The 23,240-nt window shown below is 71.1% G+C and carries 21 protein-coding genes and 1 pseudogene; 9 read left to right on the top strand and 13 right to left on the bottom strand.

Annotated elements, in window-relative coordinates; translation table 11 throughout:
• Positions 1–48 precede the first annotated feature (48 nt).
• From purH to htpX, 6 genes and pseudogenes are all read right to left on the bottom strand, one after another.
• Positions 49–1,654: pseudogene (purH, locus tag ACWPN5_RS02345) on the bottom strand (bifunctional phosphoribosylaminoimidazolecarboxamide formyltransferase/IMP cyclohydrolase).
• Positions 1,655–1,871: 217 nt separating this feature from the next.
• A complete protein-coding gene (locus tag ACWPN5_RS02340; RefSeq protein WP_492294026.1) occupies positions 1,872–3,503 on the bottom strand; it encodes a heparinase II/III family protein in 1,632 nt (543 codons plus the stop codon).
• A 148-nt stretch (positions 3,504–3,651) separates the two neighbouring features.
• A complete protein-coding gene (locus tag ACWPN5_RS02335; protein WP_145682438.1) occupies positions 3,652–4,968 on the bottom strand; it encodes an RsmB/NOP family class I SAM-dependent RNA methyltransferase in 1,317 nt (438 codons plus the stop codon).
• A gap of 87 nt (positions 4,969–5,055) precedes the next feature.
• Entirely contained in the window at positions 5,056–5,790 is a 735-nt protein-coding gene (locus ACWPN5_RS02330) for a hypothetical protein (RefSeq protein WP_492294024.1), read from the bottom strand.
• 8 nt (positions 5,791–5,798) lie between these two features.
• Positions 5,799–6,731, bottom strand: a complete 933-nt coding sequence (locus tag ACWPN5_RS02325; protein WP_492294022.1) for an exopolyphosphatase — start codon at positions 6,729–6,731, stop codon at positions 5,799–5,801.
• Between the two features lie 309 nt (positions 6,732–7,040).
• Entirely contained in the window at positions 7,041–7,931 is an 891-nt protein-coding gene (gene htpX / locus ACWPN5_RS02320; RefSeq protein ID WP_492294020.1) for a zinc metalloprotease HtpX, read from the bottom strand.
• Between the two features lie 168 nt (positions 7,932–8,099).
• Here htpX and ACWPN5_RS02315 point away from each other — a divergent pair, with 168 nt between their 5' ends.
• The 3 genes from ACWPN5_RS02315 to ACWPN5_RS02305 all read left to right on the top strand — a co-directional run bounded on the left by ACWPN5_RS02315 (position 8,100) and on the right by ACWPN5_RS02305 (position 9,400).
• Positions 8,100–8,315, top strand: coding sequence for a DUF1674 domain-containing protein (locus ACWPN5_RS02315; RefSeq protein ID WP_145682440.1), 216 nt, complete (start codon positions 8,100–8,102; stop codon positions 8,313–8,315).
• A 162-nt stretch (positions 8,316–8,477) separates the two neighbouring features.
• Positions 8,478–8,963, top strand: coding sequence for a thermonuclease family protein (locus ACWPN5_RS02310; RefSeq protein WP_145682441.1), 486 nt, complete (start codon positions 8,478–8,480; stop codon positions 8,961–8,963).
• Positions 8,964–9,043: 80 nt separating this feature from the next.
• Positions 9,044–9,400, top strand: coding sequence for a hypothetical protein (locus ACWPN5_RS02305; protein WP_492294018.1), 357 nt, complete (start codon positions 9,044–9,046; stop codon positions 9,398–9,400).
• A 69-nt stretch (positions 9,401–9,469) separates the two neighbouring features.
• Here the strand turns inward: ACWPN5_RS02305 and acs are convergent, their stop codons facing one another.
• Positions 9,470–11,410: an acetate--CoA ligase gene (gene acs / locus ACWPN5_RS02300; protein WP_145682443.1), complete on the bottom strand. Its 1,941-nt coding sequence runs from the start codon at positions 11,408–11,410 to the stop codon at positions 9,470–9,472.
• A gap of 341 nt (positions 11,411–11,751) precedes the next feature.
• Here acs and ACWPN5_RS02295 point away from each other — a divergent pair, with 341 nt between their 5' ends.
• A complete protein-coding gene (locus ACWPN5_RS02295; RefSeq protein ID WP_145682444.1) occupies positions 11,752–12,072 on the top strand; it encodes a hypothetical protein in 321 nt (106 codons plus the stop codon).
• A 44-nt stretch (positions 12,073–12,116) separates the two neighbouring features.
• Here the strand turns inward: ACWPN5_RS02295 and ACWPN5_RS02290 are convergent, their stop codons facing one another.
• The 5 genes from ACWPN5_RS02290 to tsaD all read right to left on the bottom strand — a co-directional run bounded on the left by ACWPN5_RS02290 (position 12,117) and on the right by tsaD (position 15,863).
• Entirely contained in the window at positions 12,117–12,530 is a 414-nt protein-coding gene (locus tag ACWPN5_RS02290; RefSeq protein ID WP_035669391.1) for an EVE domain-containing protein, read from the bottom strand.
• A 16-nt stretch (positions 12,531–12,546) separates the two neighbouring features.
• Positions 12,547–12,831 (bottom strand): YciI family protein, encoded by a 285-nt coding sequence (locus tag ACWPN5_RS02285; RefSeq protein WP_145682445.1) that lies wholly within the window; start codon positions 12,829–12,831, stop codon positions 12,547–12,549.
• Positions 12,832–13,215: 384 nt separating this feature from the next.
• Positions 13,216–14,226, bottom strand: coding sequence for an NAD(P)H-dependent glycerol-3-phosphate dehydrogenase (locus tag ACWPN5_RS02280; RefSeq protein ID WP_492294015.1), 1,011 nt, complete (start codon positions 14,224–14,226; stop codon positions 13,216–13,218).
• 82 nt (positions 14,227–14,308) lie between these two features.
• Entirely contained in the window at positions 14,309–14,776 is a 468-nt protein-coding gene (locus ACWPN5_RS02275) for a GNAT family N-acetyltransferase (RefSeq protein WP_200478555.1), read from the bottom strand.
• Between the two features lie 13 nt (positions 14,777–14,789).
• Positions 14,790–15,863 (bottom strand): tRNA (adenosine(37)-N6)-threonylcarbamoyltransferase complex transferase subunit TsaD, encoded by a 1,074-nt coding sequence (tsaD, locus tag ACWPN5_RS02270; RefSeq protein ID WP_492294012.1) that lies wholly within the window; start codon positions 15,861–15,863, stop codon positions 14,790–14,792.
• Positions 15,864–15,939: 76 nt separating this feature from the next.
• On the opposite strand from tsaD, the gene ACWPN5_RS02265 reads away from it, so the two are divergent.
• The 5 genes from ACWPN5_RS02265 to ACWPN5_RS02245 all read left to right on the top strand — a co-directional run bounded on the left by ACWPN5_RS02265 (position 15,940) and on the right by ACWPN5_RS02245 (position 21,871).
• The gene (locus ACWPN5_RS02265; RefSeq protein ID WP_200478553.1) at positions 15,940–16,776 is read left to right on the top strand and encodes a class I SAM-dependent methyltransferase; all 837 of its coding nucleotides are present in this window, start codon (positions 15,940–15,942) and stop codon (positions 16,774–16,776) included.
• A gap of 87 nt (positions 16,777–16,863) precedes the next feature.
• Positions 16,864–17,790: a hydroxymethylbilane synthase gene (gene hemC / locus ACWPN5_RS02260; RefSeq protein WP_492294010.1), complete on the top strand. Its 927-nt coding sequence runs from the start codon at positions 16,864–16,866 to the stop codon at positions 17,788–17,790.
• 12 nt (positions 17,791–17,802) lie between these two features.
• Positions 17,803–18,558, top strand: a complete 756-nt coding sequence (locus ACWPN5_RS02255; RefSeq protein WP_492294008.1) for a uroporphyrinogen-III synthase — start codon at positions 17,803–17,805, stop codon at positions 18,556–18,558.
• Positions 18,559–18,620: 62 nt separating this feature from the next.
• A complete protein-coding gene (locus ACWPN5_RS02250) occupies positions 18,621–20,465 on the top strand; it encodes a mitofilin family membrane protein (RefSeq protein WP_492294006.1) in 1,845 nt (614 codons plus the stop codon).
• Positions 20,462–21,871 carry a heme biosynthesis protein HemY gene (locus tag ACWPN5_RS02245; protein ID WP_145682453.1) on the top strand — a complete coding sequence of 470 codons (1,410 nt, stop codon included), beginning with the start codon at positions 20,462–20,464 and terminating at the stop codon, positions 21,869–21,871. The genes ACWPN5_RS02250 and ACWPN5_RS02245 overlap by 4 nt, the downstream gene beginning before the upstream one ends.
• A 100-nt stretch (positions 21,872–21,971) precedes the next feature.
• Here the strand turns inward: ACWPN5_RS02245 and ACWPN5_RS02240 are convergent, their stop codons facing one another.
• On the bottom strand, positions 21,972–23,210 hold the full coding sequence (locus ACWPN5_RS02240; protein ID WP_247888256.1) for a pentapeptide repeat-containing protein: 1,239 nt from the start codon (positions 23,208–23,210) through the stop codon (positions 21,972–21,974).
• Positions 23,211–23,240: the final 30 nt, after the last annotated feature.

Raw genomic sequence — 23,240 nt, 5'->3', positions numbered from 1 at the left:
AGGCGGGGGAGGGTTAGGGAGGGGGCAAGAGCTCGCGAACGCGGATGCTCAGTGCCGGAAGTGGCGCATCCCGGTCAGCACCATCGCCAGACCCTTCTCATCGGCGGCGGCGATGACGTCGTTGTCGCGGATCGAGCCGCCGGGCTGGATCACCGCCGTCACGCCGGCTTCCGCCGCGGCCAGCAGACCGTCCGCGAAGGGGAAGAAGGCGTCCGAGGCGACCACCGAGCCTTTGGTCAGCGGCTCGCTCAGACCGGCGGTCTTGGCGGCCTCCGCCGACTTGATGGCGGCGATGCGCGCCGAGTTCGACGCGGCTCATCTGGCCGGCGCCGACGCCCACCGTGGCGCCGTTCTTCGCATAGACGATGGCGTTCGACTTCACATGCTTGGCGACGCGGAAGGCGAAGAGCAGGTCGGCCAGTTCCTGTTCGGTCGGGGCGCGCTTGGTCACCACCTTGAGGTCGTCGAGCGTGATGCGGCCGTTGTCGCGGTTCTGGAGGAGGAAGCCGCCGGAGAGCTGCTTCACCATCATCCCCGGCTCGGCCGGGTTCGGCACGTCCTTGGTCAGCAGGACGCGCAGGTTCTTCTTGGTGGCGAGCAGGGCGCGGGCCGCGTCGTCGGCGTCCGGGGCGATCACCACCTCGGCGAACAGCTTGGCGATCTCCTCGGCCGTGGCGGCGTCCAGCGGACGGTTGACGGCGATGATGCCGCCGAAGGCGCTGACCGGGTCGCACAGCAGGGCCTGCTTGTAGGCGTCGAGCAGGTTCGCCCCCTCGGCCACGCCGCAGGGGTTGGCGTGCTTGATGATGGCGACGGCCGGGCGCTCGAACTCGGCGACCAGCTCGAAGGCGGCGTCGGTGTCGTTCAGGTTGTTGTAGGACAGCTCCTTGCCCTGGAGCTGGATCGCCGTCGCGACACCCGGACGCTGCTCGCCGGTGACGTAGAAGGCCGCCTGCTGGTGCGGGTTCTCGCCGTAGCGCAGGGTCTGGCTGAGCTTGCCCGACAGGGTGGTGCGCGGCGGGAAGGTCTCGCCGAGCTGGCCGGCCAGCCAGGAGGAGATGGCCGCGTCGTAGGAGGCCGTGCGGGCGTAGGCGCGCTGGGCCAGCGTGCGGCGGAGCTTCAGCGTGACGGCGCCGTCATGGGTCGCCAGCTCGTCCAGGACCGCCTCGTAATCCTCGGGATCGGTGACGACGGTGACGAAGTCATGGTTCTTGGCCGCGGCACGGATCATCGCCGGGCCGCCGATGTCGATGTTCTCCACGCAGTTGGCGTAGTCGGCGCCCTTCGACACCGTCGCCTCGAACGGATAGAGGTTCACCACCACGAGGTCGATCGGCGGGATGTCGTGGGTGGTCATCGCCTCGGCGTGGATGTCGCGGCGGGCCAGGATGCCGCCATGCACGCGCGGGTGCAGCGTCTTGACGCGCCCGTCCATGATTTCCGGGAAGCCGGTGTGGTCGGAGACCTCCTTCACCGGGATGCCGGCCTCGGCCAGCCGCTGGGCCGAGCCGCCGGTGGACAGGATCTCCACGCCCTTGGCCGCCAGCGCCTGGCCGAGCGCGACAAGGCCCGTCTTGTCGGACACGGAGATCAGCGCGCGCGTGATGCGGACGAGATCGGGGGCGGGCGAGTGGGCGACGTTCGGCGGGCTCATCGGGGCATCCTGGCTGTCATGGAACCGGCTGCGGCGGACAGGGCCTGAGAAAACGGGGCATGGGAAGACGGGACCCGGAAAGCCGGAAAAGCGAAACACCCCGCTTCGCCACCCCCGCCTGGGCGGGGGTCACGGTCGCAGGGCGAACACTCCACAGACTCTCGAAACAGGCACCGATCCGTATTCCCACGGCCTGTCCGCCGCGGATGCGCGCGGTTTACCCCCCCTTGCGCTCGCGGCGCAAGGCCCATTTCACCGTCTTGATGGCGGGGCCGGTATGTCCGGAGACGGCGATCTGGGTGGTCCGCCGCGGCTCGTCGCCGCTGCCCAGATAAATGCTCTCCTCCAGCTCCAGCGTGCCGCCCGACGCGCGCAGCCGCCAGGCGGCCCCGCTCGGCAGCTTCAGCTGCACCTGCCCGCCCTGGACGAGGCTCGCCTGGACCGCGGGGTGCAGGTGGAAGCGGATGGTGAAGGGCCGCGGCTCCGGCGTGGCGCCGATCACCGGCTCCAGCATGTCCTCGCCGCGCAGGTCCTCGCCGTTCTCCGCCAGATAAACGCGGCGGCGGTGCAGATAGCCGAAGTTGCGGCTGTAGCCGTTGTGGGTGGCGACGACCAGCACCGCCCCGTCGTTCTCCTGCCGCTCGCAGCCGACATGGGAGGGGCGGCGGCCCAGCCCGCCCTGCTCCATCACCTCCGACGAGTTGGTCTCGGCCAGCACGACGGTGGAATGCGCGGCGGTGCCGGCCAGCGCGGCGCGCCAGGGGCCGGTCTTCACCGGGTGGGCGCCGCAATTGACGATCAGCCGCTCCTTGCCGACCGACATCTCCAGCGACAGGGTGCCGGCGTGGGCGGTGGCGTCCAGCCCGGTGACCGGCGGCACGCCGGTGTCCATCAGCACCATGGTCCGCCCGGCGATCAGCCGCTCGAAGCCGGTGTGCGGCGCGCTCTTCAGCGGGCGCCCGCGGGCGTCGGCCTGGGCCAGCACCGTGTCGACCAGCGCCGCGTCCTCCTCCCGCCCGCCGTTGAACAGGGCGAGGCCGCCGTCGCCGTGGCGGAAGAAGCGCAGGGCCGGGGTCATGCGGTCGATGGCGTGCTGCAGCGCCTCCGGCACGTCGGCGCGGGCGGTGCGCAGGACCGACCGCATGTCGATCAGGTCGCGCAGGATGCGCAGCTGCACCGAGGGGCAGCGCTCGACATGGCCGCCGTCCGGCAGGATCTGGCGCGGCAGTTCCCGCTCCAGCAGCTTCAGCGCGTCCTGCCCGACCCGCTCGTGCTCCGGCAGGCAGAATCCGCCATAGACGAGGCCCTTGGCCGCGGTGACCAGCGCCTTGCCGTCCAGCGCGCCGGGCACCACGCGGGTCAGATGCTTGACCTGCCGGGCGAGGCTGTCGAAGACCGCGGCGCGGAACTCGTCGTCGGCGGAGGCGCAGTAGAAGTCGTGCAGGCCGATCCAGGCGGCGATGCGGGAGCCCAGCACCTCCGGCGCCCAGGTCTGGGCGTTCCAGCTTCCGTTGTGGTCCAGCCAGGACAGCACCAGCGCGCGGGCGCGCCGCCGCGCCGTGTCGCCGCCGACCGCCCGCAGGTCGCGCAGCCAGTCGAAGCCGTGCAGGGCGTCCTGCCAGACGGCGCCGCCCGCCCGCCAGTTCGGCGCGCCGTGGGCGTCCGCCGCCGCGGCCTGCCCGCTGAAACGGAAGACGCCGGCCAGGATCGCCGAACCTTCGCCGGCGTCGCCCGGCCAGGGGTCCGGCGGCACGGCGGACAGGGCGGTCGGCGCGCGGCCGCCCAAGGTCAGCTTGTAGATCGGGTTGCCGAAGGCGATCTGCGCGACGCCGTCCCGCAAGCGGCCCATTTTCCCACGCCCGGCGCTCATCGGCTCACCCCGTCACACGGCAGGGGGAGGCGATGGCCGGCGCTTCGCTGAAGGCATTCGGGCGATCGGGGGGATGCATCCTGTTGTCGTATCAAATTCGCCTCGACCCCCGCAAGCCGGTGGTGCCCTAATCGTGCAACCGTCGCAGCCTTGCCACGAAGAACCCGTCGATCCCGCCGAGGTCCCCGAGCATGCCCGGCAGGGATCGTACCTCACCGCGCTCGTTGAGCAACTCGGCCAAATTGCCATCCCCCGCATGGCCGCCACCCAGATCAACCGGTGTGATGGGCAGCCGCTCGACCCGCTTGTCGCGGGCCAGGATGCGGTCGATCTGCGCCTCGCCCTCCTCCGGCTGGATGGAACAGGTGCAGTAGACCAGCGTTCCGCCCGGCTTCACCAGATCGACGGCGTGGGCCAGCAGGCGGCTCTGCGCCTTGGCCAGCTTGCCGATGTCCTCCGGCGTCTTGACGCGCAGGATGTCGGGATGGCGGCGGATCGCCCCGGTGGCCGAGCAGGGGGCGTCGAGCAGCACCGCGTCGGCGGGCTGGTCCGGGGTCCAGGTGGCGGCGTCGGTCGCCAGCACCTCCGCCGACAGGTTCAGGCGGGTCAGGTTATCCCGCACCCGCTCCAGCCGCTTGGCGGAGCGGTCGACCGCCGTCACCTCAGCGCCCTGCGCGACGAGCTGGGCGGTCTTGCCGCCGGGCGCCGCGCACAGGTCGTAGACGCGCTTGCCCGCCAGATCGCCGAACAGCTTGGCCGGCAGCGAGGCGGCGAGGTCCTGCACCCACCAGGCCCCCTCGGCGAAGCCCGGCAGCTCGGTGAGGTTGCCGCCGGCGGCGCGGCGCAGCGTGCCGGTGGGCAGCAGCCTGGCCTCCAGCCGCTCCGCCCACAACGCGGGGTCGGCCTTGACGGTGATGTCCAGCGGCGCCTCGTGCAGGTGCGCCTCGACGATGCCGCGGGTGCGGCCGATGCCGTAGGCCTGTCGCCAGGCCAGCCACAGCCAGTCCGGCGTGTTCAGGCGCCCGGCGTCCTGCTGGGCGGCCAGCTCCGTCCCCTCGCGCCCGATGCGGCGCAGGACGGCGTTGATCAGGCCCTTGTAAGGTTCAGCCCCCCTGGCCGCGGCCAGCTCGACCGCCGTGTCGACGGCGGCGTGGGCGGGCGTGCCGAGGAAGACGAGCTGGGCCGCGCCCAGCCGCAGGATGTCGTGAACGGTGGCCTTGGGCAGGCCCGGCTTGGCGAGGCTGCCCTGGATCAGCGCGTCGATCTGGCCGAGCCGGCGCAGCACCGTGGCGGTCAGCAGCCGCACGAAGCCGCGGTCGCGCGGGTCGAGCGCGCGCAACTCCGGATGCGCGTCGAACGCGTCATCGAAGGGAATGGACTTGCGCAGCACATCGCGCAGCAGGTCGAGCGCGGCGGAGCGCGCGGCAAGGGAGGCGTCGGACATGCCGCTGGATGTAGCGCGCCGGGCCGCGGGTGTCGAGTAGCCGCTGCACGCGGCCGAGCGGAATCGGACGCCGTTCGGCAGGGCCCCTCAGCGGGCCAGGGCGCCGCGCCGTCCGCCCTCGTGGTCGGGATAGGGGCCGACGTCCTCGACGACGAAGCAGACGACGCCGCGCAACTCGCCCCGGCGCAGGATGAAGCGGTTGCCGTTGCCCGCCTTCATCCCCCACAGCGCCGTCCCCTCCAGCGGGCTCAGCTCCAGCTCCGGCGGCACCGGGTCCTCGCCCAGCCGCTTGAGGAAACGGTCGGCGCGCACGCGGTCGTCCGGCGGCAGGCTGCGCGCGGCGCGGGCGTCGTAGCGGTCGCTCTTGACGTAGCGGGTCCCGGTTCCCTGGATGGGGCTGGACGGCCCGCCGGGGTCGGCGGCGGCGCGCTCCAGCATCAGCGCCCAGCGGGCGTCCCGCGCGACCGCCAGCGCGCGACGATGGACGGCGCGGCAGTGCTCGGCAAGCTCGTGGAAACGGGGCATCAGGTCGCGCTTGCGGAAGCCGACCTCCATCATGACGCGCTCCACCGCCCCGTCCGCCGCCGTGCCGGACGCCGGGATGCCGCGCGTCTCCAGCGCCAGCAGGGCGTCGATGCGCCGGTCGTGGTCCGCCGCGGCAACGCCCTGCGTCAGAGTCTGCCCGAGTCTCTCCAGCCCCGCCTCGGCGCGGCGCTCCGCCTCGGCGAGGCACAGCAGCACGTCATCCCGGCTGGTGGCGGCGGAAACGCTCAGCCACCCCGCCTCGAACAGCGGGGTCTTGTCGAGAAACAGATCCGGCACGATCCCTGTCAGCCGTCGGCGCGCATGCGCCCGACGATCTCCTCCAGCACCGCCCCGGCCTTCTCGTTGTCCACCTGGCAGGTGCCCGCCGCCTCGTGCCCGCCACCGCCATACTCCAGCATCAGCGGACCGATGTTGGTCTTGGAGCTGCGGTTGATGATCGACTTGCCGCAGGCCAGAACCGTGTTCTGCTGCTTCAGACCCCACAGCACGTGGATCGACACGTTCGATTCCGGGTACATGGCGTAGATCATGAAGCGGTTGCCGGCGTAGATGGTCTCCTCCCGCCGCAGGTCGACGACCACGACGTTGCCGCGGATCGTGCTGCAGCGGGCGAGCTGGTCGGAGAACTTCGCTTCATGCTCGGTGTAGAGGTCCACCCGCTCCTTCACGTCGGGCAGGGCGAGGATCTCGTCGATGCCGTGGCTGCGGCAATAGTCGATCAGCTCCATCATCAGCTGATAGTTGGAGATGCGGAAATCGCGGAAGCGGCCGAGGCCGGTGCGCGCGTCCATGATGAAGTTCAGCAGGGCCCAGCCCTGCGGCTTCAGGATGTCCTCGATGCCGTACTGGGCGGAATCGGCCTGATCCACCGCGGCCATCATCGCGTCGGAGATGGTCGGGAAGCGCTCCTTGCCGCCGTAGTAATTGTAAACGACGCGGGCGGCGGAGGGGGCGTCGGCCTCGATGACGTGGTTGTCGCGCTTGCCGACGCGGATCGTCTCCGACAGATGGTGGTCGAAGGCGAGGTGGACGCCGGGCACATAGGGCAGGTTGGTGGTGATGTCGCGGTCGGAAATCTCGACCTTGCCGTCCTGCATGTCCTTGGGATGCACGAACTTGATCTCGTCGAGGATGCCCAGCTCCTTCAGGAGCACGGCGCAGACCAGCCCGTCGAAGTCGGACCGGGTGACGAGGCGGTATTTCGTGACGTCGGACATGCGGTGTTCCCCCCTGAGCGCCCCACAATCGGCAAGCGGAGGGAAGGTAGACGTACGTCTTTCGGCGTGCAACCGCGAACCGTCCGGGCCGGAAAAGCCAGCCTGAACGCAGCGCCCGGCGAACGCGGGCAAAAATCGACACGGATTTCACGGATCAAAACCGGATTTCACGGAGCTGATCGGCCCGGTGCGGCTGGAATGCGGCACGGATCGGGGACTCCGTGAAATCCGTGCCCAAATCCGTGAAATCCGTGTCGATCTTGCCCCCGGCTTCACCGCCCATCCGGTCGTGCGATGGACATGGCGAACTCACCCCCAGGGGCTGCGCGGCATGAAGGAGGGGCCGGCCATGCCGCGCAGGCGGCGGACCCGTTCCTCCATGTTCGGGTGGGTGGAGAACAGGCTGTCCAGGCTGCGCCCATGCAGCGGGTTGGCGATGAACAGATGCGCCGTGGCCGGGTTGGATTCCGCTGCGTAATTCGGGATCTGGTGGGCGTAGTTGTGGATGCGGGTCAGCGCGTCGGCCAGCCACAGCGGGCGCCCGCAGATCTCCGCGCCGATGCGGTCGGCCTCGTACTCGCGGGTGCGGCTGATCGCCATCTGGACGATCATCGCCGCGAAGGGGGCCAGGATGGCGATCAGGATGCCGCCGATCAGCCCCAGCGGGTTGCCGCCCTGGCCGTTCTGGCTGTTGCCCTGCGACGCGCCGAAGAACATGCCGAAGTTGGCGATCATGGAGATGGCGCCCGCGATGGTCGCGGTGATCGTCATGATCAGCGTGTCGCGGTTCTTCACATGGGCCAGCTCATGCGCCATGACGCCGGCGATCTCCTCCGGGCTGAGAAGGCGCAGCAAGCCGGTGGTGGCGGCGACCGCGGCGTTCTCCGGGTTGCGCCCGGTGGCGAAGGCGTTGGGCTGGTCGTTCTCCATGATGTAGACGCGCGGCATCGGCAGGCCGGCGCGCTCGGCCAGCTTCTGGACAATGCCGTAATATTCGGGGGCGGTGTAGGCATCGACCTCCCGCGCGCCGTACATGGACAGCACCATGTCGCCGGAGTTCCAGTAGCTGAACAGGTTCATGCCCAGCGCCATGACGAAGGCGATCATCATGCCGCCCTTGCCGCCGATCAGATAGCCGATGCCCATGAACAGGGCGGTCAGGCCGGCGAGGAGGATGGTGGTCTTCACATAGCTGGTCATGGCAGTGTTCTCTTGACGATGTTCCGGGCGATCTTCTGGATGGTTTCACTGTTGGTTGGACAGGACGGCCTCGGCGGGGCTTTCCGCCGGACCTGTCTGGTGATATGGGCTTGGCGGAAGGCATCGTTCAAGATGGCCAAGCACCGCACCCGACCCCAGAGGACGGCCATGACCGAGACGAAGACCACCGGACCGGGACCGCAGGACGCCGCGAAGCCCGCCTCCGAGGCAACGAAGACCGATGAGGCCCGGACCCCGGACGCCAACGCCGGAGAGGGGGCGAAGGGACCCGAGCAGATGCCCGGCGAGATCGGCGGCCCGCAGGGACCGGAGCCGACCCGCTTCGGCGATTGGGAGTTCAAGGGCCGCTGCTCGGACTTCTGATCCAGCACCGCTAGGACCGATTGCCTGAACATCCCTGCTCCGAAATTGAATACATACGCAACCAGGATAGAATACCTAGGTTGTGCTTGATGCGTTCCTGTTCGCGCGCTACTCTGTGACCGGTTCGCCGCTTCGCGAACCGGTGCCCGGAAAGGCCGTGCCATGGGATCGCCCAAGACCTTCACCCCATGCCCGGCCCGCTCCGCCGGGCTCTGGCTGGCGCTTCTCTCCACGTTGCTGTCCGGCCCAACCCACGCTGCTCCGCCCGCCCTGCCCGGCCCGATCCCGGCGGAGGTCCTGGAGGTTCTGGACGGCGACACGCTGCTGGTGCGCGCGACCATCTGGCTGGGCCAGGTGGTGGAAACCCATGTCCGCGTGGATGGGCTGGACGCGCCGGAGATGCGCGCCCGCTGCCCCCATGAGCGGGAACTGGCGGAGACCGCCCGCGACCACGCGCGCCGCCTGATCGGGGCGGCCCCGGTGCGGCTGCTCGACGTCCAGCCCGACAAATATGGCGGCCGGGTGCGCGCCCGCGTGCTGACCGGTGGGGGTGACGATCTGTCGGCCGCGCTGATCGCGGCGGGGCTCGCCCGCCCCTATCACGGCGAACGGCGCCAGCCCTGGTGCGACGGGACGGGCATGGGCTAACCCGGCTCCACCAAAGGATGATTTGGGAACCCGCCGTCTCGCTCCGCTGTTGCCCCTCCCACCAAGGAGGAGAGCGAACCATGACGACCCAGGCCTCGTCTTACGTCCCCGGCGCCATCGCCTTGCTGGCCGCCAGCCTCGCCCTGACCGGTGCCGCCGCCGCGCAGGACGCCAAGACGGTGGAGGGTGGCCTCGGCGCCGCCCCGCCGTCCCAGGGCGAAGCCTGGATGGAATCGACCGGCGCCCAGGACCCGACGCTGGGCGAGCGCCGAACCGACAAGCAGAAGAACGCAGCGGAAACCCGCGCGCAAGGCCGCATCGGCTCCGTCCCCGACGCGGCGAGCGGCGAGTCCGGCCTGAAGCCCGGCACCGCCGAAGACGTGAAGTCGCAGTCCGGCAGCGGCGCCTCCGACGGATCGGACTCCACACCCAAGTAACAGTTCCAAAACGAAACCGGGGGCCACGAAGGCCCCCGGTCCGTAGACAGGCTCCGATGAACGCCGCGATCAGGCGTTGTTCATGCGGTTCTCGATCAGGTCGGTCACGACGGTCGGATCGGCTAGCGTCGAGGTGTCGCCCAGGCTGTCGTGCTCGTTCGCGGCGATCTTGCGCAGGATGCGGCGCATGATCTTGCCCGAACGGGTCTTCGGCAGGCCCGGCGACCACTGGATCAGGTCCGGCGAGGCGATCGGGCCGATCTCCTTGCGCACCCAGGCCACCAGTTCCTTGCGCAGCTCCTCGGTCGGGCTTTCCCCGGCGTTGAGCGTGACGTAGGCGTAGATGCCCTGGCCCTTGAGGTCGTGCGGGTAGCCGACGACGGCGGCCTCGGCCACCTTCGGGTGGGCCACCAGCGCGCTTTCCACTTCCGCCGTGCCCATGCGGTGGCCCGACACGTTGATCACGTCGTCGACGCGGCCGGTGATCCAGTAATAGCCGTCCGCGTCGCGGCGGCAGCCGTCACCGGTGAAGTAGTAGCCCGCGAAGGTCGAGAAGTAGGTCTGGACGAAGCGCTCGTGGTCGCCGAACACCGTGCGCATCTGGCCCGGCCAGCTGTCGGCGATGCACAGGTTGCCTTCCGTCTCGCCCTCCAGCTCCTTGCCGTCGTTGTCCACGACGACCGGCTTGACGCCGAAGAAGGGCTTGGTCGCCGAACCCGGCTTCTGGCCGATGGCGCCCGGCAGCGGGGTGATCAGGATGCCGCCGGTCTCGGTCTGCCACCAGGTGTCGACGATCGGGCAACGGCCATCGCCGACCACGTTGTAGTACCACAGCCAGGCTTCCGGGTTGATCGGCTCGCCCACCGAGCCCAGGATGCGCAGCGAGGAGCGGGAGGTCTTCTTCACCGGACCCTCACCCTCGCGCATCAGCGAGCGGATGGCGGTCGGGGCGGTGTAGAAGATGTTGACCTTGTGCTTGTCCACCACCTGCCAGAAGCGGGAGATGTCCGGATAGGTCGGCACGCCTTCGAACATCAGCGTGGTGGCGCCGTTGGCCAGCGGGCCGTAGACGATGTAGCTGTGGCCGGTGACCCAGCCCACGTCCGCGGTGCACCAGTAGACCTCGCCGTCCTTGTAGTCGAAGACGTACTGGTGGGTCATCGACGCGTAGACGAGATAGCCGCCGGTGGTGTGCAGCACGCCCTTCGGCTTGCCGGTCGAGCCCGAGGTGTAGAGGATGAACAGCGGGTCCTCCGCGCTCATCTCCTCCGGCGGGCAGTCGGCGGAGACCGACGCGATCTCCTCGTGGTACCAGAGGTCGCGGCCCTCGGTCCAGGCGACGTTGCCGCCGGTGTGCTTGACGACCAGCACATGCTTGACGCCCGGCGCCGCGGCGACGGCCTTGTCGGCGTTCGCCTTCAGCGGAACCTTGCGGCCGCCGCGCAGACCCTCGTCGGAGGTGATGACGAAGTGGCTGTCGCAGTCGACGATGCGGTCCTTCAGGCTGTCCGGCGAGAAGCCGCCGAACACGATGGAGTGGATGGCGCCGACGCGCGCGCAGGCCAGCATGGCGTAGGCGGCCTCGGGGATCATCGGCAGGTAGATGGTGACGCGGTCGCCCTTCTTGACGCCGTTCTTCTTCAGAACGTTGGCGAGGCGGCAGACCTGCTCGTGCAGCTCCTTGTAGGTGATGTGCTTGGAAACGCCCGGATCGTCGCCCTCGAAAATGATGGCGGTCTGGTCGCCGCGCGTCGCCAGATGGCGGTCGACGCAGTTGGCCGAGACGTTCAGCGTGCCGTCGTAGAACCACTTGATGTGGACGTCCCCGGTGTAGCTGACGTCCTTCACCTTGCTGTAGGGCTTGATCCAGTCGATGCGCTTGCCCTGCTCGCCCCAGAAGGCTTCCGGATCGTTGATCGATTGCTCGTACAGGCGGGCGTAGGCGGCTTCGTCCACGTAAGCGGTCTTGGCGATTTCCGGCTTAACAGGAAAAAACGAATTGTCGGACATTGGCTCGCGATTCCCCCGTAGTGCTTCTGGTTACGCCCTGAAGGGCTGTTGGGGAGCGGCTTCCGACCGCCCCTGTTGCGGGACATTATCCACACAAGTTCCCGTCACCACAAGCAGAACGGCTGATTGTCCGTCCTCTCCATCGGGGCTTTCGGTCCCTCTTTGTTGCAGCGCACCGCCCGTTCCTTTGACGTCACCAGCATCCACGCCGGCGCGACCGCGCGACTATTTGTCGCGCATAATACGAAAGCATGATAACGCCCTTCGGGGGGCCGCTTAACCCGGTCTTAACCGGCGCATCGTTAGCGTGCATGGCGTTCCCCCAACAGCAGGGCACCGGAATGGCCAGCACGACCAACGCGGACGGCACCACCGGAAACGGCACCACAGGAAGCGGCGCGGCCGGCGGCAGCGCCGGGCAGGGCATCGAACTGGCCGGGCGCCTGTCGGAGATGGGCAGCCGCACCAGCCTGATGGTGATCGACGCCGCCCTGCGCACGGCGTCGCTGGCCGAACTGGAAACGTCCGGCTCGGCCGCCCTGGCGCCGTTCGGAACGGAGGCCGGCTTCGCCGGGGCCGCGGCGGAGATGCAGGCGCTGGCCCGCCGGATGCTTCAGGCCACGCAGGACTTCCAGGCGGCCATCTGCGAACCGGCGGACTGACCCGCCGGGCGCAGACGAGCGCTCTCGCCAGTTTTAAAGAGCCGTCACGCCTCGATCCCGGCCAGCGCGCAGACATGGGCCCATTCGGCGTCCGACACTGGGCAGACCGACAGGCGCGACTGCTTGACCAGGGCCATGCCCTGGAGCAGCGGGTCGGCCTTCATCGTCTTCAGCGTGACCGGCGTCTTCACGGGCAGCAGCGCCCGCACGTCGACCATGCCGAAGCGCCCCGCCTCGTCGCTCGGGTCCGGGTAGTATTCCCGCGCGATCTCGACGACGCCGACCACCTCCAGCCCCTCGTTCGAGTGGTAGAAGAAGGCGCGGTCGCCGACCTTCATGGCCTTCAGGTTGTTCGACGCCTGATGGTTGCGCACGCCGTCCCAATGGGTGGTGCCGTCGGCGACCATGCGCTCCCATGAGTATTTGAAGGGCTCCGACTTCAGAAGCCAGCGGGCCATCGCCGTCCGCCCCCGCTCAGGACTTCGGGTAGACCCGGCGCCACGCCCGGATCTCCACGCTTTCGAACAGCCCGGCCTGGGCGTAGGGGTCGTTGGCGGCGAACGCCTTGGCGTCGGCCTCGTCGGCGCACTCCACGATCAGCAGGCTGCCGGCCATGCCCTGGCCGTCGTCGGCCAGCAGCGGGCCGGCGGCGAACAGACGGTCGGCGTGCGCCTCCAGATAGGCCAGATGGGCCGGGCGGTTGTCGGCCCGCACCTGGGCGGCGCCGGCCTTGTCGGTGCAATGGAACATGTACAGCATGGGGAACCCCTCCGTTCGGTCGGGCGGGAGCCTAGCGCAGCCGCGACCGCCGCGGAAGGTGCCGCGACGCGCGGTCGGCCGCGGACGGACATGCCTCAGCGGTGCAGCCAGAGGAAGGGCGCGCGCAGCGGCGGCGGACGCCCGGGACGCGCGCGGCCGTCGTTGCGGAGGGTTCGTTCAGGCGCCGCGCTGTTTTCGCCCGTCCCCGCCCCGTCGGGCGGCGATCGTCCGCCCGGCGTCCAGCAGGGCGGCGGCGCGGAGCGCCAGCAGGGCGAACGGGTGCGGCGGGGCGAACATGGAACGGACTCCTATTGCGATGGCGCGAAGCCTCGCACAACCCATCCGCCCTTGCAACCATTCCGAATTCGGGAAACCGCCCGTTCCTCAGCGACCCTCCCCGCGGAAGGGCCGCGACAGCAGACCGTCGATGGTCGCGTCCAGCCCGGCGCCGCGGTTCAGGATGGCGTCCACGGCGGCGCACAGCGGCATGTCGACGCCCTTCCTCCCGGCCAGCCCGATCACCGCGGCGGCGGTGTAGACGCCCTCGGCGACGGAGCGGCGCTCCGCCAGCACCTCGGCCAGCGTCCGGCCGGCGCCCAGGGCGGCGCCCAGCGACATGTTGCGCGACTGCAGGCTGGAGCAGGTCAGCGTCAGGTCGCCCAGCCCCGACAGCCCCATCAGAGTCTCCGGCCGTCCGCCGAGCGCCAGGGCCAGCCGCGTGATCTCCGCCAGCCCGCGGGTGATCAGCGCCGCCCGCGCGTTGTCGCCCAGCTTGCGGCCCTCCACCACGCCGCAGGCGATGGCCAGCACGTTCTTCACCGCCCCGCCGATCTGCGACCCCACCACATCGTCCGACAGGTAGGGGCGGAAGGTGCGGCTGCCCAGCGCCTCGACCAGACGGGCGCCGAGCGCGGCGTCGGCGCAGGCCAGCGTCACCGCGGTCGGCAGGCCGCGCGCCACCTCCGCCGCGAAGGTCGGGCCGGACAGCACGGCCAGCGGCGTCCCCGCCGGCAGCGCGGCGGCCGCGGCCTCGCTCATCAGGGCGTGGCTGTCCAGCTCGATCCCCTTGGCGCAGATGACCAGCGGGGTGCCCGGCCGCAGATGGCCGGCAAGGCCGGCGCAGGCGCTGCGCAGATGCTGGGCCGGGGTGACGAGGAGGATGGCGTCGCAGGCGGCGGCTTCGGCCAGGTCGCCGGTCGCGCGCAACGCGGCGGGGAGGCTCACGCCGGGCAGATAGTCGCGGTTCTCCCGCGCGGCGTTGACCGACTCGACCACCGCCGGCTCGCGCGCCCACAGCAGGGCCTCCCGCCCGGCGCGCAGGGCGGCCAGAGCCAGCGCCGTGCCCCAGGCCCCGCCACCGATCACGCCGATGCGCCGGACGTCCGTCGCCGCCATGGATTCCCCCGTTTTCCTGTTCTGGTTCATTGGATTTGGCCGACTGTTTAGGCGGAGCGGTCCCCGTCCGCAACCCGGACGGTCACGCCTCCGGCGTCAGCAGGAGCTTCATCCCGACATGGCTCGCCCGGAAGCCCAGCCGCTCGTAGAAGCGGTGGGCGTCGGTGCGCCGGGTCTGGCTGGTCAGCTGCACCATCACGCATCCCTCGGCGCGGGCCAGCGCGATGGCGTGCCGCATCATGGCGCTGCCGATCCCCTGGCCGCGCAGCGCACTGTCCACCTTCACCGCCTCCACCGTCGCCCGCGACGCGCCGCGGCGGACCAGCCCGTGCACGACGGTGAACTGGAAGCAGCCGACGATCCGCCCGTCCAACTCCGCCAGCACGATGGAATTGCCCGGCTGGGCCGCCATGCGGTCGAAGGCCTCCCCGTAGACCGGGTCGAGCGGCTCGCTGTAGACGTCCCCGGCCGTGGACAGGGCGTCGTCGACGGTCAGCCGAATAATCGCCGGGACGTCGTCGCGTCCGGCGGTGCGGAAGGTCAGGGTCACGACGGGCTCATCCTCACGCCTTCACGCCGGAGCCGACCCCGGCCTTGCCGATGGCCGGCTTCGCGTTGGGGTCGAGCGGCCAGCGCGGGCGCGGCGCGAAGTCCAGCGGGTCGGTCTGGCCCAGCCGAAGCCGCTCGATCCCCGCCCAGGCGATCATCGCCGCGTTGTCGGTGCACAGCCGCAGCGGCGGCGCCACGAAGGGCATGCCCTCGCGGTCGGCCAGCCTTTGCAGGCGGGCGCGCAGCGTCTTGTTGGCCGCCACGCCGCCGGCCACCACCAGGGCGCCGCCCTGCGGGTGCAGCTCCTTGAACCGGCGCATGGCGCGGGCACAGCGGTCGGCCATCACCTCGGCCACCGTGGTCTGGAAGGCGGCGGCGAGGTCGGCCCGGTTCTCCGCCGACAGGGGCGTTCCCAGTTCCTCGACATGGCGCCGCACCGCGGTCTTCAGGCCGGAGAAGGAGAAGTCGCAGCCGGGGCGCCCGACCATCGGGCGCGGCAGGTCGAAGCGGCCCGGGTTCGTCGCCAGAGCCGCCGCCTTTTCCAGCAGCGGCCCGCCGGGATAGCCGAGGCCGAGCAGCTTGGCCGTCTTGTCGAACGCCTCGCCCACCGCGTCGTCGATGGTGGTGCCGAGCCGCCGGTATTGGCCCACCCCCTCGACCACCAGAAGCTGGCAATGCCCGCCGGAGACCAGCAGCAGCAGGTAGGGAAAGGGCACATCGTCGGTCAGCCGGGCGGTCAGCGCGTGGCCTTCCAGATGGTTCACCGCGACGAAGGGCAGGCCGCGCGCCGCGGCGATGGCCTTGGCGGTCATCACCCCGACGATCACCCCGCCGATCAGCCCCGGCCCGCCCGTCGCCGCCACGGCGTCGAGGTCGGCGAAGCCCAGCCCGGACTCCGCCATGGCGCGGCGGATCAGCCCGTCCAGATGCTCCAGATGGGCGCGCGCGGCGATCTCCGGCACCACCCCGCCGTAGGGCGTGTGGTCGTCCAGCTGCGACAGCACCACGTCGGCGCGGATCTCCCGCGCGTCGGTCACGATGGCCGCCGCCGTCTCGTCGCAGCTCGTTTCGATTCCAAGAACGATCATGATGGCCGTCAAACTAGCCGTCTCCATCGCTCTGGTATAGGGTCTTGACCCGGATTCCTCAGGACTTTCCCTTTCCATGAACAAGGACGTCCCCGACAACGACGCCAGCATCGTCTATTACGACGGCGATTACCCCTCGCTGGAGATCGGCGAGGCGCGGGCCGAGCATGCGGCGACGCTGGCCCGGCTCGGCATCCTCGGCGACGTGCCCTTCTACAAGGAGCGCGCGGCGGAGACCGGCGGCCCGGTTCTGGAGATCGGCTGCGGCACCGGCCGCCTGACCATCCCGCTGGCCCGCGCCGGGCACACGGTGTGGGCGGTGGACGTTTCCGACGCCATGCTCGACCAGCTCCGCGCCAAACTGGCGCGCGAGGCGCCGGAGGTGCGGGACCGCGTCCACATGGTGCGGCAGGACGCCACGGCGCTCGACCTACCGGTACGGGACTTCCGGCTGGCCGTCTTTCCCTTCAACGTGCTGATGCTGATCCCCGACCTGGCGGCGGAGCGCCGCGCGCTGGCCGCCGCCGCCGCCCATCTGGCGCCGGGCGGCGCGCTGGCGCTGGACGTGATGAACCCGCTGACCATGCCGATGGATGCCGAGTCCAAGCCCAGCCCGTCGGAACCGCGGCGCAGCCCCCACAGCGGCAACCGCTACATCCGCAACAGTATGGCCACCCGCCTGGACGAACAGCAATGCCAGCGCATCCACGGCTGGTACGACGAGCTGCTGGCGGACGGCAAGATCGCGGTGACCGAATACGGCTTCACCTGGCGGATGATCTTCCGCTACGAGCTGGAGCTGATGCTGGAGACCGCCGGATTCGCCGTGGAACGGCTGGCCGGCGATTTCGAGGATGCGCCCTGGACGGTGGACAGCCGCCGCATGGTGGTCACGGCGCGGCGCGCATCGTGAGATACGCCGCAAAGTGTTTCACCAAAGAGTAGCATGCCCGTCACCAGGGCTTGCAAAGCGCGGCGGATCGCCTAGAACACTGCCCTCATGACCCAACCGCTCCGCATCGGCACGCGCGGCAGCCCGCTGGCGCTGGCGCAGGCCCACGAGACCCGCGACCGGCTGATCGCGGCGCACCCGCATCTGGCCGCCCCCGGCGCCATCGAGATCGTCGTCTTCAAGACGACCGGCGACCGCATCCTGGACCGCACGCTGGCCGAGGCCGGCGGCAAGGGCCTGTTCACCAAGGAACTGGAGGACGCGCTGCTCGACGGCCGCGCCGACCTCGCCGTCCATTCCATGAAGGACGTGCCGACCTGGATGCCCGACGGGCTGGAGGTCTCCACGCTCCTGCCGCGCGAGGACACGCGCGACGCCTTCTTCTCGCGCGGCGGCCACACGGTGGACACGCTGCCCGCCGGCTCGGTCGTCGGCACCGCCGGCCTGCGCCGTCAGGCCCAGATCCTGGAGCGGCGGCCCGACCTGACCGTCGTGCCCTTCCGCGGCAACGTGCAGAGCCGCCTCGCCAAGCTGGAGGCCGGGGAGGTCGACGCGACCCTGCTGGCGCTCGCCGGGCTGCGCCGCCTCGGCCTGACCGACCGCATCACCGCCGTGCTGGAGCATGAGGAGATGCTGCCCGCCGTCGCCCAGGGCGCCATCGGCATCGAGATCCGCAGCGCCGACGACGCCACCCGCGCCCTGCTCGCCCCGCTGAACTGCGCCGCCACCACGGCCCGCGTGACGGCGGAGCGCGCGCTCCTCGCCATGCTCGACGGCTCCTGCCGCACCCCCATCGCCGGGTTGGCCACGCTGGACGGCGACCGGCTGCATCTGAAGGCCAAGGTGCTGTCCAACGACGGGCGGCAGGTCTTCCGGGCCGAGCGCAGCGGCAGCGCCGCCGACGCCGCGGCGATCGGCGCCGACGCCGGGGCGGAGATCAAGGCGGTCCTGCCGCCCGACTTCTTCAAGAGCTGACGGCGGCCGGCGATGGCGGCCCCTCACCTCCTGGTCACCCGTCCGGCGGAGGATTCCGAGCCGCTGGCGGCCCGTCTGGGCGCACTCGGATTCGCCGTGTCGACGGAGCCGATGCTGGAAATCCGCTGGCTCGACGGGCCGGAGCCGGACGTCGGGAACGTACAGGCCCTCCTCTTCACCAGCGCAAACGGCGTACGGGGCTACACCAGACGTACGAGCCGACGTGACCGTCCGGTCTATGCGGTCGGCGACGCCACCGCGACCGCCGCCCGCGCGGCCGGTTTCACGCAGGTCGAGAGCGCGTCCGGCGACGTGTACGCGCTGGCCGATCTGGTGCGCCGCCGCTGCACCGCAGCAGCGGGTCCGCTACTTCATGTCGCAGGAACCAAGCTCGCCGGCGACCTCTCGGCCATGTTGGGCGAGTCCGGATTTTCCATCCTGCGGGAAACGCTGTACGACGCCGTTCCGAGCGCGCGGCTGTCGGACGGCACGGCGGCGCTGTTGCGTACGGGAACACTGGACGCCGTGTTGTTTTTCTCTCCCCGTACCGCCCGTTCGTTTGTTAGGCTTGTCGCCGAGGCCGGGCTCATCGACCGCTGTCGTACAGTGGACGCGCTCTGCCTCAGCCCCGCGGTCGCGGAGGCTGCCCGCGCGTACGGTGAGCTGGGAGTGACACCGTGGCAGAACGTACGGGTGGCGCCACGGCCGGAGCAGGACTCTCTGCTCGGCCTGCTGCCGGAACCATCCGGCGGCACGGGCCGGGCTTGAGCGCATCCGCTTGGGGGCTTGTGTGGCGTTCGTTGAGAACAACTGCGACCAGAAGGCACCCAATGACCTCTCGCCCAGGCTCCGAACACGAGGCTGACCCGAACGGCCACACGCCGTCCGACCAGAACCAGACGCCCAACCAGAACCCGTTGGCCGATCAGAACCAGGTGTCCGGCGGCCCCGCCGTCGAACGCATCATCGAGCGCTTCGGCGGCATCCGCCCGATGGCCCACAAGCTGGACATCCCGGTCACCACGGTGCAGGGCTGGAAGAAGCGCGGCGCCATCCCGCTGGCCCGCCACGCCGACCTCCGCGCCTCCGCCGCCAAGCACCGCATCAAGCTGAGCGAAGCCGACCTGGAAGCCGCCACGCCGAGCGAGGACCGCAACGCTCCCGACGCCGCAGGCTCGGTGATGCCGCTGCCGCCGCCGGACGCTCCCGTCATCACGCCGATCGCTCCCCTTTCCGAAGGCGCCGAGCCGTTCAAAACCGAGTCCGGCAAGGCCGAGGACACCCTGCCGGGCGGTGGCCCGGTGCCGGCCGCGGACCTGCCGCCCTCCACCCTGCCGCCCGTCGCTGATACTCTTCCGGGCGCCGCCGACACGCTGCCCGGCGGCGGCGTGAAGGCCGAGACGATCGAGGGCGAGGAGATCCGCTCCGAAGAGATCAAGGAAGAGGCCAAGGCCGATCCCTTCAAGGCCGCCGCCTACACGTCGGACGAGGTCAAAAGCGAGACTCCGCCGCCGGTGGAGCCCCCCGCCTCCGCCTACACCACCTCCTCCTACGAGCCGCCGCGCTACGAGGCGCCGCGCGAGGAGCGCAAGTCCGGGGCCGGCTTCGCCACCGCCGTGTCGCTGATCGCCCTGCTGGTCGGCGCCGCCGCCCTGTCGCAGCCCTGGTGGGGCCCGCGCGTTCCCGGCTGGCCCACCGCCGGCGGCCCCGCCGCCCCGTCCGCGGCCGCCCCGGCGGCGCAGCCCGACCCGGCCCTGCGCAACCAGATCCAGCAGCTGTCCGAGCGCCTCGCCAAGCTGGAGCAGCGCCCCGCCGCCGCCCCGGCCGAGGGCAACGCGGCCGCTTCCGGCATCGACCAGCAGACGCTGGACAACGCCGTCGGCCAGCTCACCGCCCGCATCCAGCAGCTCGAGGAGCGTCCGCAGGCCGCCGCCGCGGCGGCTCCGGCCGAGCCCGACCCGCGCGTCGCCCAGCTGACCGAGCAGCTCGGCCAGGTCCAGCAGCGCGTCGACGCGGTCGGCAGCGAGGCCCAGGCCGCCGGACAGATCCGCCAGGAGGTGGACGCGCTGAAGCAGGAGCTGGCCGCCGTCAACCAGGCGGTGGAGACCCGCCGCGACGCCGCCACCGCCGCCCAGACGCTGGTGCTCGCCGCCGGGCAGCTCCGCTCCGCCCTGGCCGCCGGGCAGCCGTTCCAGCAGGAACTCCAGGCCGTCCGCGCCGTGGCGTCGGGCGACGCCCAGGTGACGCAGCCGCTGGAGGCCGTGGCCGGCTACGCCGCCAAGGGCGTGCCGACGCAGCCGCAGCTCACCGACCGCTTCTCCGCCATGGCCTCCGACATCGTGCGCGCCGACAACCAGGGCGAGGGCAACGACTGGGTCGAGCAGGTCACCGGCAAGATCGCCACGCTGGTCACCGTGCGCCGCTCGGGCGGCGACGCGGTCGGCGACGGCGCCTCGGCGGTGGTCGCCCGCGCGGAAGCCGCCCTGCAGGCCGGCAACCTCGGCGGCGCGGTCAAGGAGCTGGCGGCCCTGAAGGGCCCGGCGGCGCAGGTCGCCGCGCCGTGGATCGCCGACGCCAAGGCCCGTCTGGCCGCCAACGAGGCCGGCCAGCAGCTCACCAACCGCGCCATCGGCCTGCTGTCGCAGTCCGCCGGGGTCAAGGGAGCGGCCCAATGACACGCGCCATCTGGTTCATCATCAAGGTCGCCATCGTCGTCGCGATCGCGGTCTGGCTGGCCAACCACCCCGGCACCCTCGCCATCAACTGGCAGGGCTACGTCGTCGAGACCGGCATCGGCATCGCCATCCTGATCGGCGTGGCGGCCCTGGCGGCGGGCATCGTCCTGTACCGGCTGGCCCGCGCCATCCTGGGCGCGCCGCGCAACTACGGCCGCTACCGCCGGTCGCGCCGGCGCGAGCGCGGCTACCAGGCGCTGACCCGCGGCATGGTCGCCGTCGCCGCCGGCGACGCCACGACCGCCCGCAAGATGGCCCGCAAGGCCGACGGGCTGCTCAACGAGCCGCCGCTGACCATGCTGCTGTCGGCCCAGGCCGCCCAGCTCCAGGGCGACGACCGTGCGGCGAAGGAATACTTCACCGCCATGCTCGACCGGCCGGAGACCGCCTTCCTCGGCCTGCGCGGCCTGCTGACGCAGGCGCTGAAGGCCGGCGACCGGGTGGAGGCGCTGCAGCTCGCCCGCCGCGCCCAGTCGCTCCAGCCCAACACGCCCTGGCTGCTCGGCACGCTGTACGACCTGGAAGCCCGCTCGGGCGAATGGGCGGCGGCGGAAGGCACGCTGCAGCAGGCCGTCCAGGCCGGCGCCATCAACCCCGACGACGGCCGCCGCCACCGCGCCACCCTGCTTCTGGAGCGCAGCTTCGAGGCGGAGCGCCGCGGCCGGTCCGACTCGGCCCTGTCGCACGCCCAGGCGGCGCACGACCTGCTGTCCGGCTTCGTCCCGGCGGCGGCCCGCGCGGCCCGGCTGCAGATGGCCATCGGCAAGCACAAGAATGCCGCCAAGACCATCGAGCGCTGCTGGCGCGTCAACCCGCACCCCGACCTGACCTCGGCCTACCGCGAGGTGGTCTCCAGCTACGACCCGATGACCCGCGTCAAGCTGTTCGAGAAGCTGCGCAACCACGCCCCCAACGACGTCGAGTCGCTGCTGGCCGTGGCCCGCGCCGCCCTCGACGCCCATCTGTGGGGCGAGGCCCGCGCCCACCTGACCAAGGCGCTGGAGATGCGGCCGTCGCGCCGCGTCTTCCAGCTCCTGGCCGAGCTGGAACGGGCGGAGCGGCAGGATGAGGAGGCGGCGCGCGCCTGGCTGGCCCAAGCGGCCAACGCCCCGGCGGACGCGGCCTGGACCTGCAGCGCCTGCAACGCGGTCAGCCCGAGCTGGGGCGGCCTGTGCGGCCACTGCGGCGCCTTCGACAGCCTGGAATGGAAGACCCCGACCGTCAGCATGTCGCTGATGAGCCCGGAGTCGGCGCCGACGGCCATCGCCCACCACGCGACGGAGCCGGTCACCGGCCAGCCGGGCGTCGCCCCCGGCGGCCAGATCGCCCCCCAGGGGGCGACCTGACTCCAAGGCCGGTCGCAGCACGAAAAAAGCCCCTTCCCGGTCCGCCGGGGAGGGGCTTTTTCTTTGTGGTGCAGCGGCTTTGAACCCTATGCCCCGAACCCTAAGCGTTTCCCAGCCGGGCGCCGTCCAGGATGGCCTCGTCGAAGATGGCGCTGCTGCGGTCGCAGCCGGTCAGGTCGGCCAGCGTCAGGTCGCAGCCCTTCATGTTGGTGGCGCTGAGCGAGGCGCCGGCCATGCGGGCGCGCACCAGCGACGCCCGCATCATCTTCGCCCCGGCGCTGATCAGCAGCATCCCCAGATTGGCCCCGTCCAGGCAGCCGTCGATGAGGATCGCGCGGTCCAGCTTGGCGCCGCGCAGGTCGGCGCCGCGCAGGTCGGCGGAGCGCAGGTCGGCGCCGTCGAACTGGGCCGCCTGGAGCTGCGCGCCGTTCAGCCGGGCGTGGCGCAGCCGAACGCCCGAGCCCTTGGCGAGCGTCAGGACCTTGCCCGACAGGTCCACCCCGTCCAGGTTCAGGCCGGTCAGATCGAGCTGGCGCCCCTGCTGGCCGCTGGTGCCGAGCCACAGCAGATGCTGGTGCAGCAGACTCTCGATCTCCGCCGCCGCGATCGCCGGGCGGGCGGGCTCGGCCGCTGGCTCCTCGTCCGGTTCCGGGGAAGGCTGCGGCGCCTCGGCGGCGGCGGCGGCCTCCTCGTCGGTGCGGATGGAGGTGACGAGGTCCAGTTCCGACACCTTGGCGCCGTCCAGGATGGCGCCGCGCAGATCGGCGCCGTTCAGGTCGGCCCCCTGGAGGTCGGCGCCGGAGAAGTTGCAGTCGCGCAGGTCGGTGCGCTGGAGCCGCGCGCCGGACAGGCGGGAGTTGGTGAAGTCGGCCGCCCGCGCGAAGCTGCCCGACAGCTTGGCCCGCGCCATGTCGGCGTTGGTCAGCTTGGCCGAGGCCATGTCCGCCGGTCCCGGCTCGAACCCGATCACCTTCAGCTCGCCGGACGCGCTGCGGTTGGCGACGCTGCCGTCGCGCAGGTCGACCTCCACCATCACCGCGCCGTCCAGGATGGCGCCGCGCACGTTGGCGCCGCGCATGTCGGTGCGGTAGAGCCGCGCCTCCGACAGGTCGGCGCCGCGCAGGTCCGCGCCGTAGAGGTCGGCGTGGTCGAGGATGGTGCCCTGCATCCGGGCGTCGCGCAGGATGGCGCCGGACAGGTGCGCGCCGGTCAGGTTGCGGCCCGACAGGTCGAGCCCGGTCAGGTCGAAGAAGGGCAGGTTGGCGCGGGCGCCGTTGGGCCGCCCCTCGGTGAAGCGGACATGGCGCTCGCACACCCGGTCCAGCTGCTCCTGGCTCAAGCGTATCCGGGACTTGTGGGAGCCGTCGTT

The sequence above is a fragment of the Azospirillum sp. UENF 211521 genome (assembly GCF_058780535.1).
Note: the sequence above shows the minus strand (reverse complement) of the source record. Positions and strands in the feature narration are given on the sequence as shown.

Excerpts from the sequence above, each read along its gene's own strand:
- ACWPN5_RS02295 (WP_145682444.1), top strand. The coding sequence starts at position 11,752 with ATGGCCAGCACGACCAACGCGGACGGCACCACCGGAAACGGCACCACA.
- ACWPN5_RS02335 (WP_145682438.1), bottom strand. The coding sequence starts at position 4,968 with ATGTCCGACGCCTCCCTTGCCGCGCGCTCCGCCGCGCTCGACCTGCTG.
- ACWPN5_RS02340 (WP_492294026.1), bottom strand. The coding sequence starts at position 3,503 with ATGGGCCGCTTGCGGGACGGCGTCGCGCAGATCGCCTTCGGCAACCCG.
- htpX (WP_492294020.1), bottom strand. The coding sequence starts at position 7,931 with ATGACCAGCTATGTGAAGACCACCATCCTCCTCGCCGGCCTGACCGCC.
- hemC (WP_492294010.1), top strand. The coding sequence starts at position 16,864 with ATGACCCAACCGCTCCGCATCGGCACGCGCGGCAGCCCGCTGGCGCTG.
- ACWPN5_RS02265 (WP_200478553.1), top strand. The coding sequence starts at position 15,940 with ATGAACAAGGACGTCCCCGACAACGACGCCAGCATCGTCTATTACGAC.
- ACWPN5_RS02280 (WP_492294015.1), bottom strand. The coding sequence starts at position 14,226 with ATGGCGGCGACGGACGTCCGGCGCATCGGCGTGATCGGTGGCGGGGCC.
- acs (WP_145682443.1), bottom strand. The coding sequence starts at position 11,410 with ATGTCCGACAATTCGTTTTTTCCTGTTAAGCCGGAAATCGCCAAGACC.
- ACWPN5_RS02325 (WP_492294022.1), bottom strand. The coding sequence starts at position 6,731 with ATGTCCGACGTCACGAAATACCGCCTCGTCACCCGGTCCGACTTCGAC.
- ACWPN5_RS02305 (WP_492294018.1), top strand. The coding sequence starts at position 9,044 with ATGACGACCCAGGCCTCGTCTTACGTCCCCGGCGCCATCGCCTTGCTG.
- ACWPN5_RS02310 (WP_145682441.1), top strand. The coding sequence starts at position 8,478 with ATGGGATCGCCCAAGACCTTCACCCCATGCCCGGCCCGCTCCGCCGGG.
- ACWPN5_RS02250 (WP_492294006.1), top strand. The coding sequence starts at position 18,621 with ATGACCTCTCGCCCAGGCTCCGAACACGAGGCTGACCCGAACGGCCAC.
- ACWPN5_RS02255 (WP_492294008.1), top strand. The coding sequence starts at position 17,803 with ATGGCGGCCCCTCACCTCCTGGTCACCCGTCCGGCGGAGGATTCCGAG.
- ACWPN5_RS02285 (WP_145682445.1), bottom strand. The coding sequence starts at position 12,831 with ATGCTGTACATGTTCCATTGCACCGACAAGGCCGGCGCCGCCCAGGTG.
- ACWPN5_RS02245 (WP_145682453.1), top strand. The coding sequence starts at position 20,462 with ATGACACGCGCCATCTGGTTCATCATCAAGGTCGCCATCGTCGTCGCG.
- tsaD (WP_492294012.1), bottom strand. The coding sequence starts at position 15,863 with ATGATCGTTCTTGGAATCGAAACGAGCTGCGACGAGACGGCGGCGGCC.
- ACWPN5_RS02290 (WP_035669391.1), bottom strand. The coding sequence starts at position 12,530 with ATGGCCCGCTGGCTTCTGAAGTCGGAGCCCTTCAAATACTCATGGGAG.
- ACWPN5_RS02315 (WP_145682440.1), top strand. The coding sequence starts at position 8,100 with ATGACCGAGACGAAGACCACCGGACCGGGACCGCAGGACGCCGCGAAG.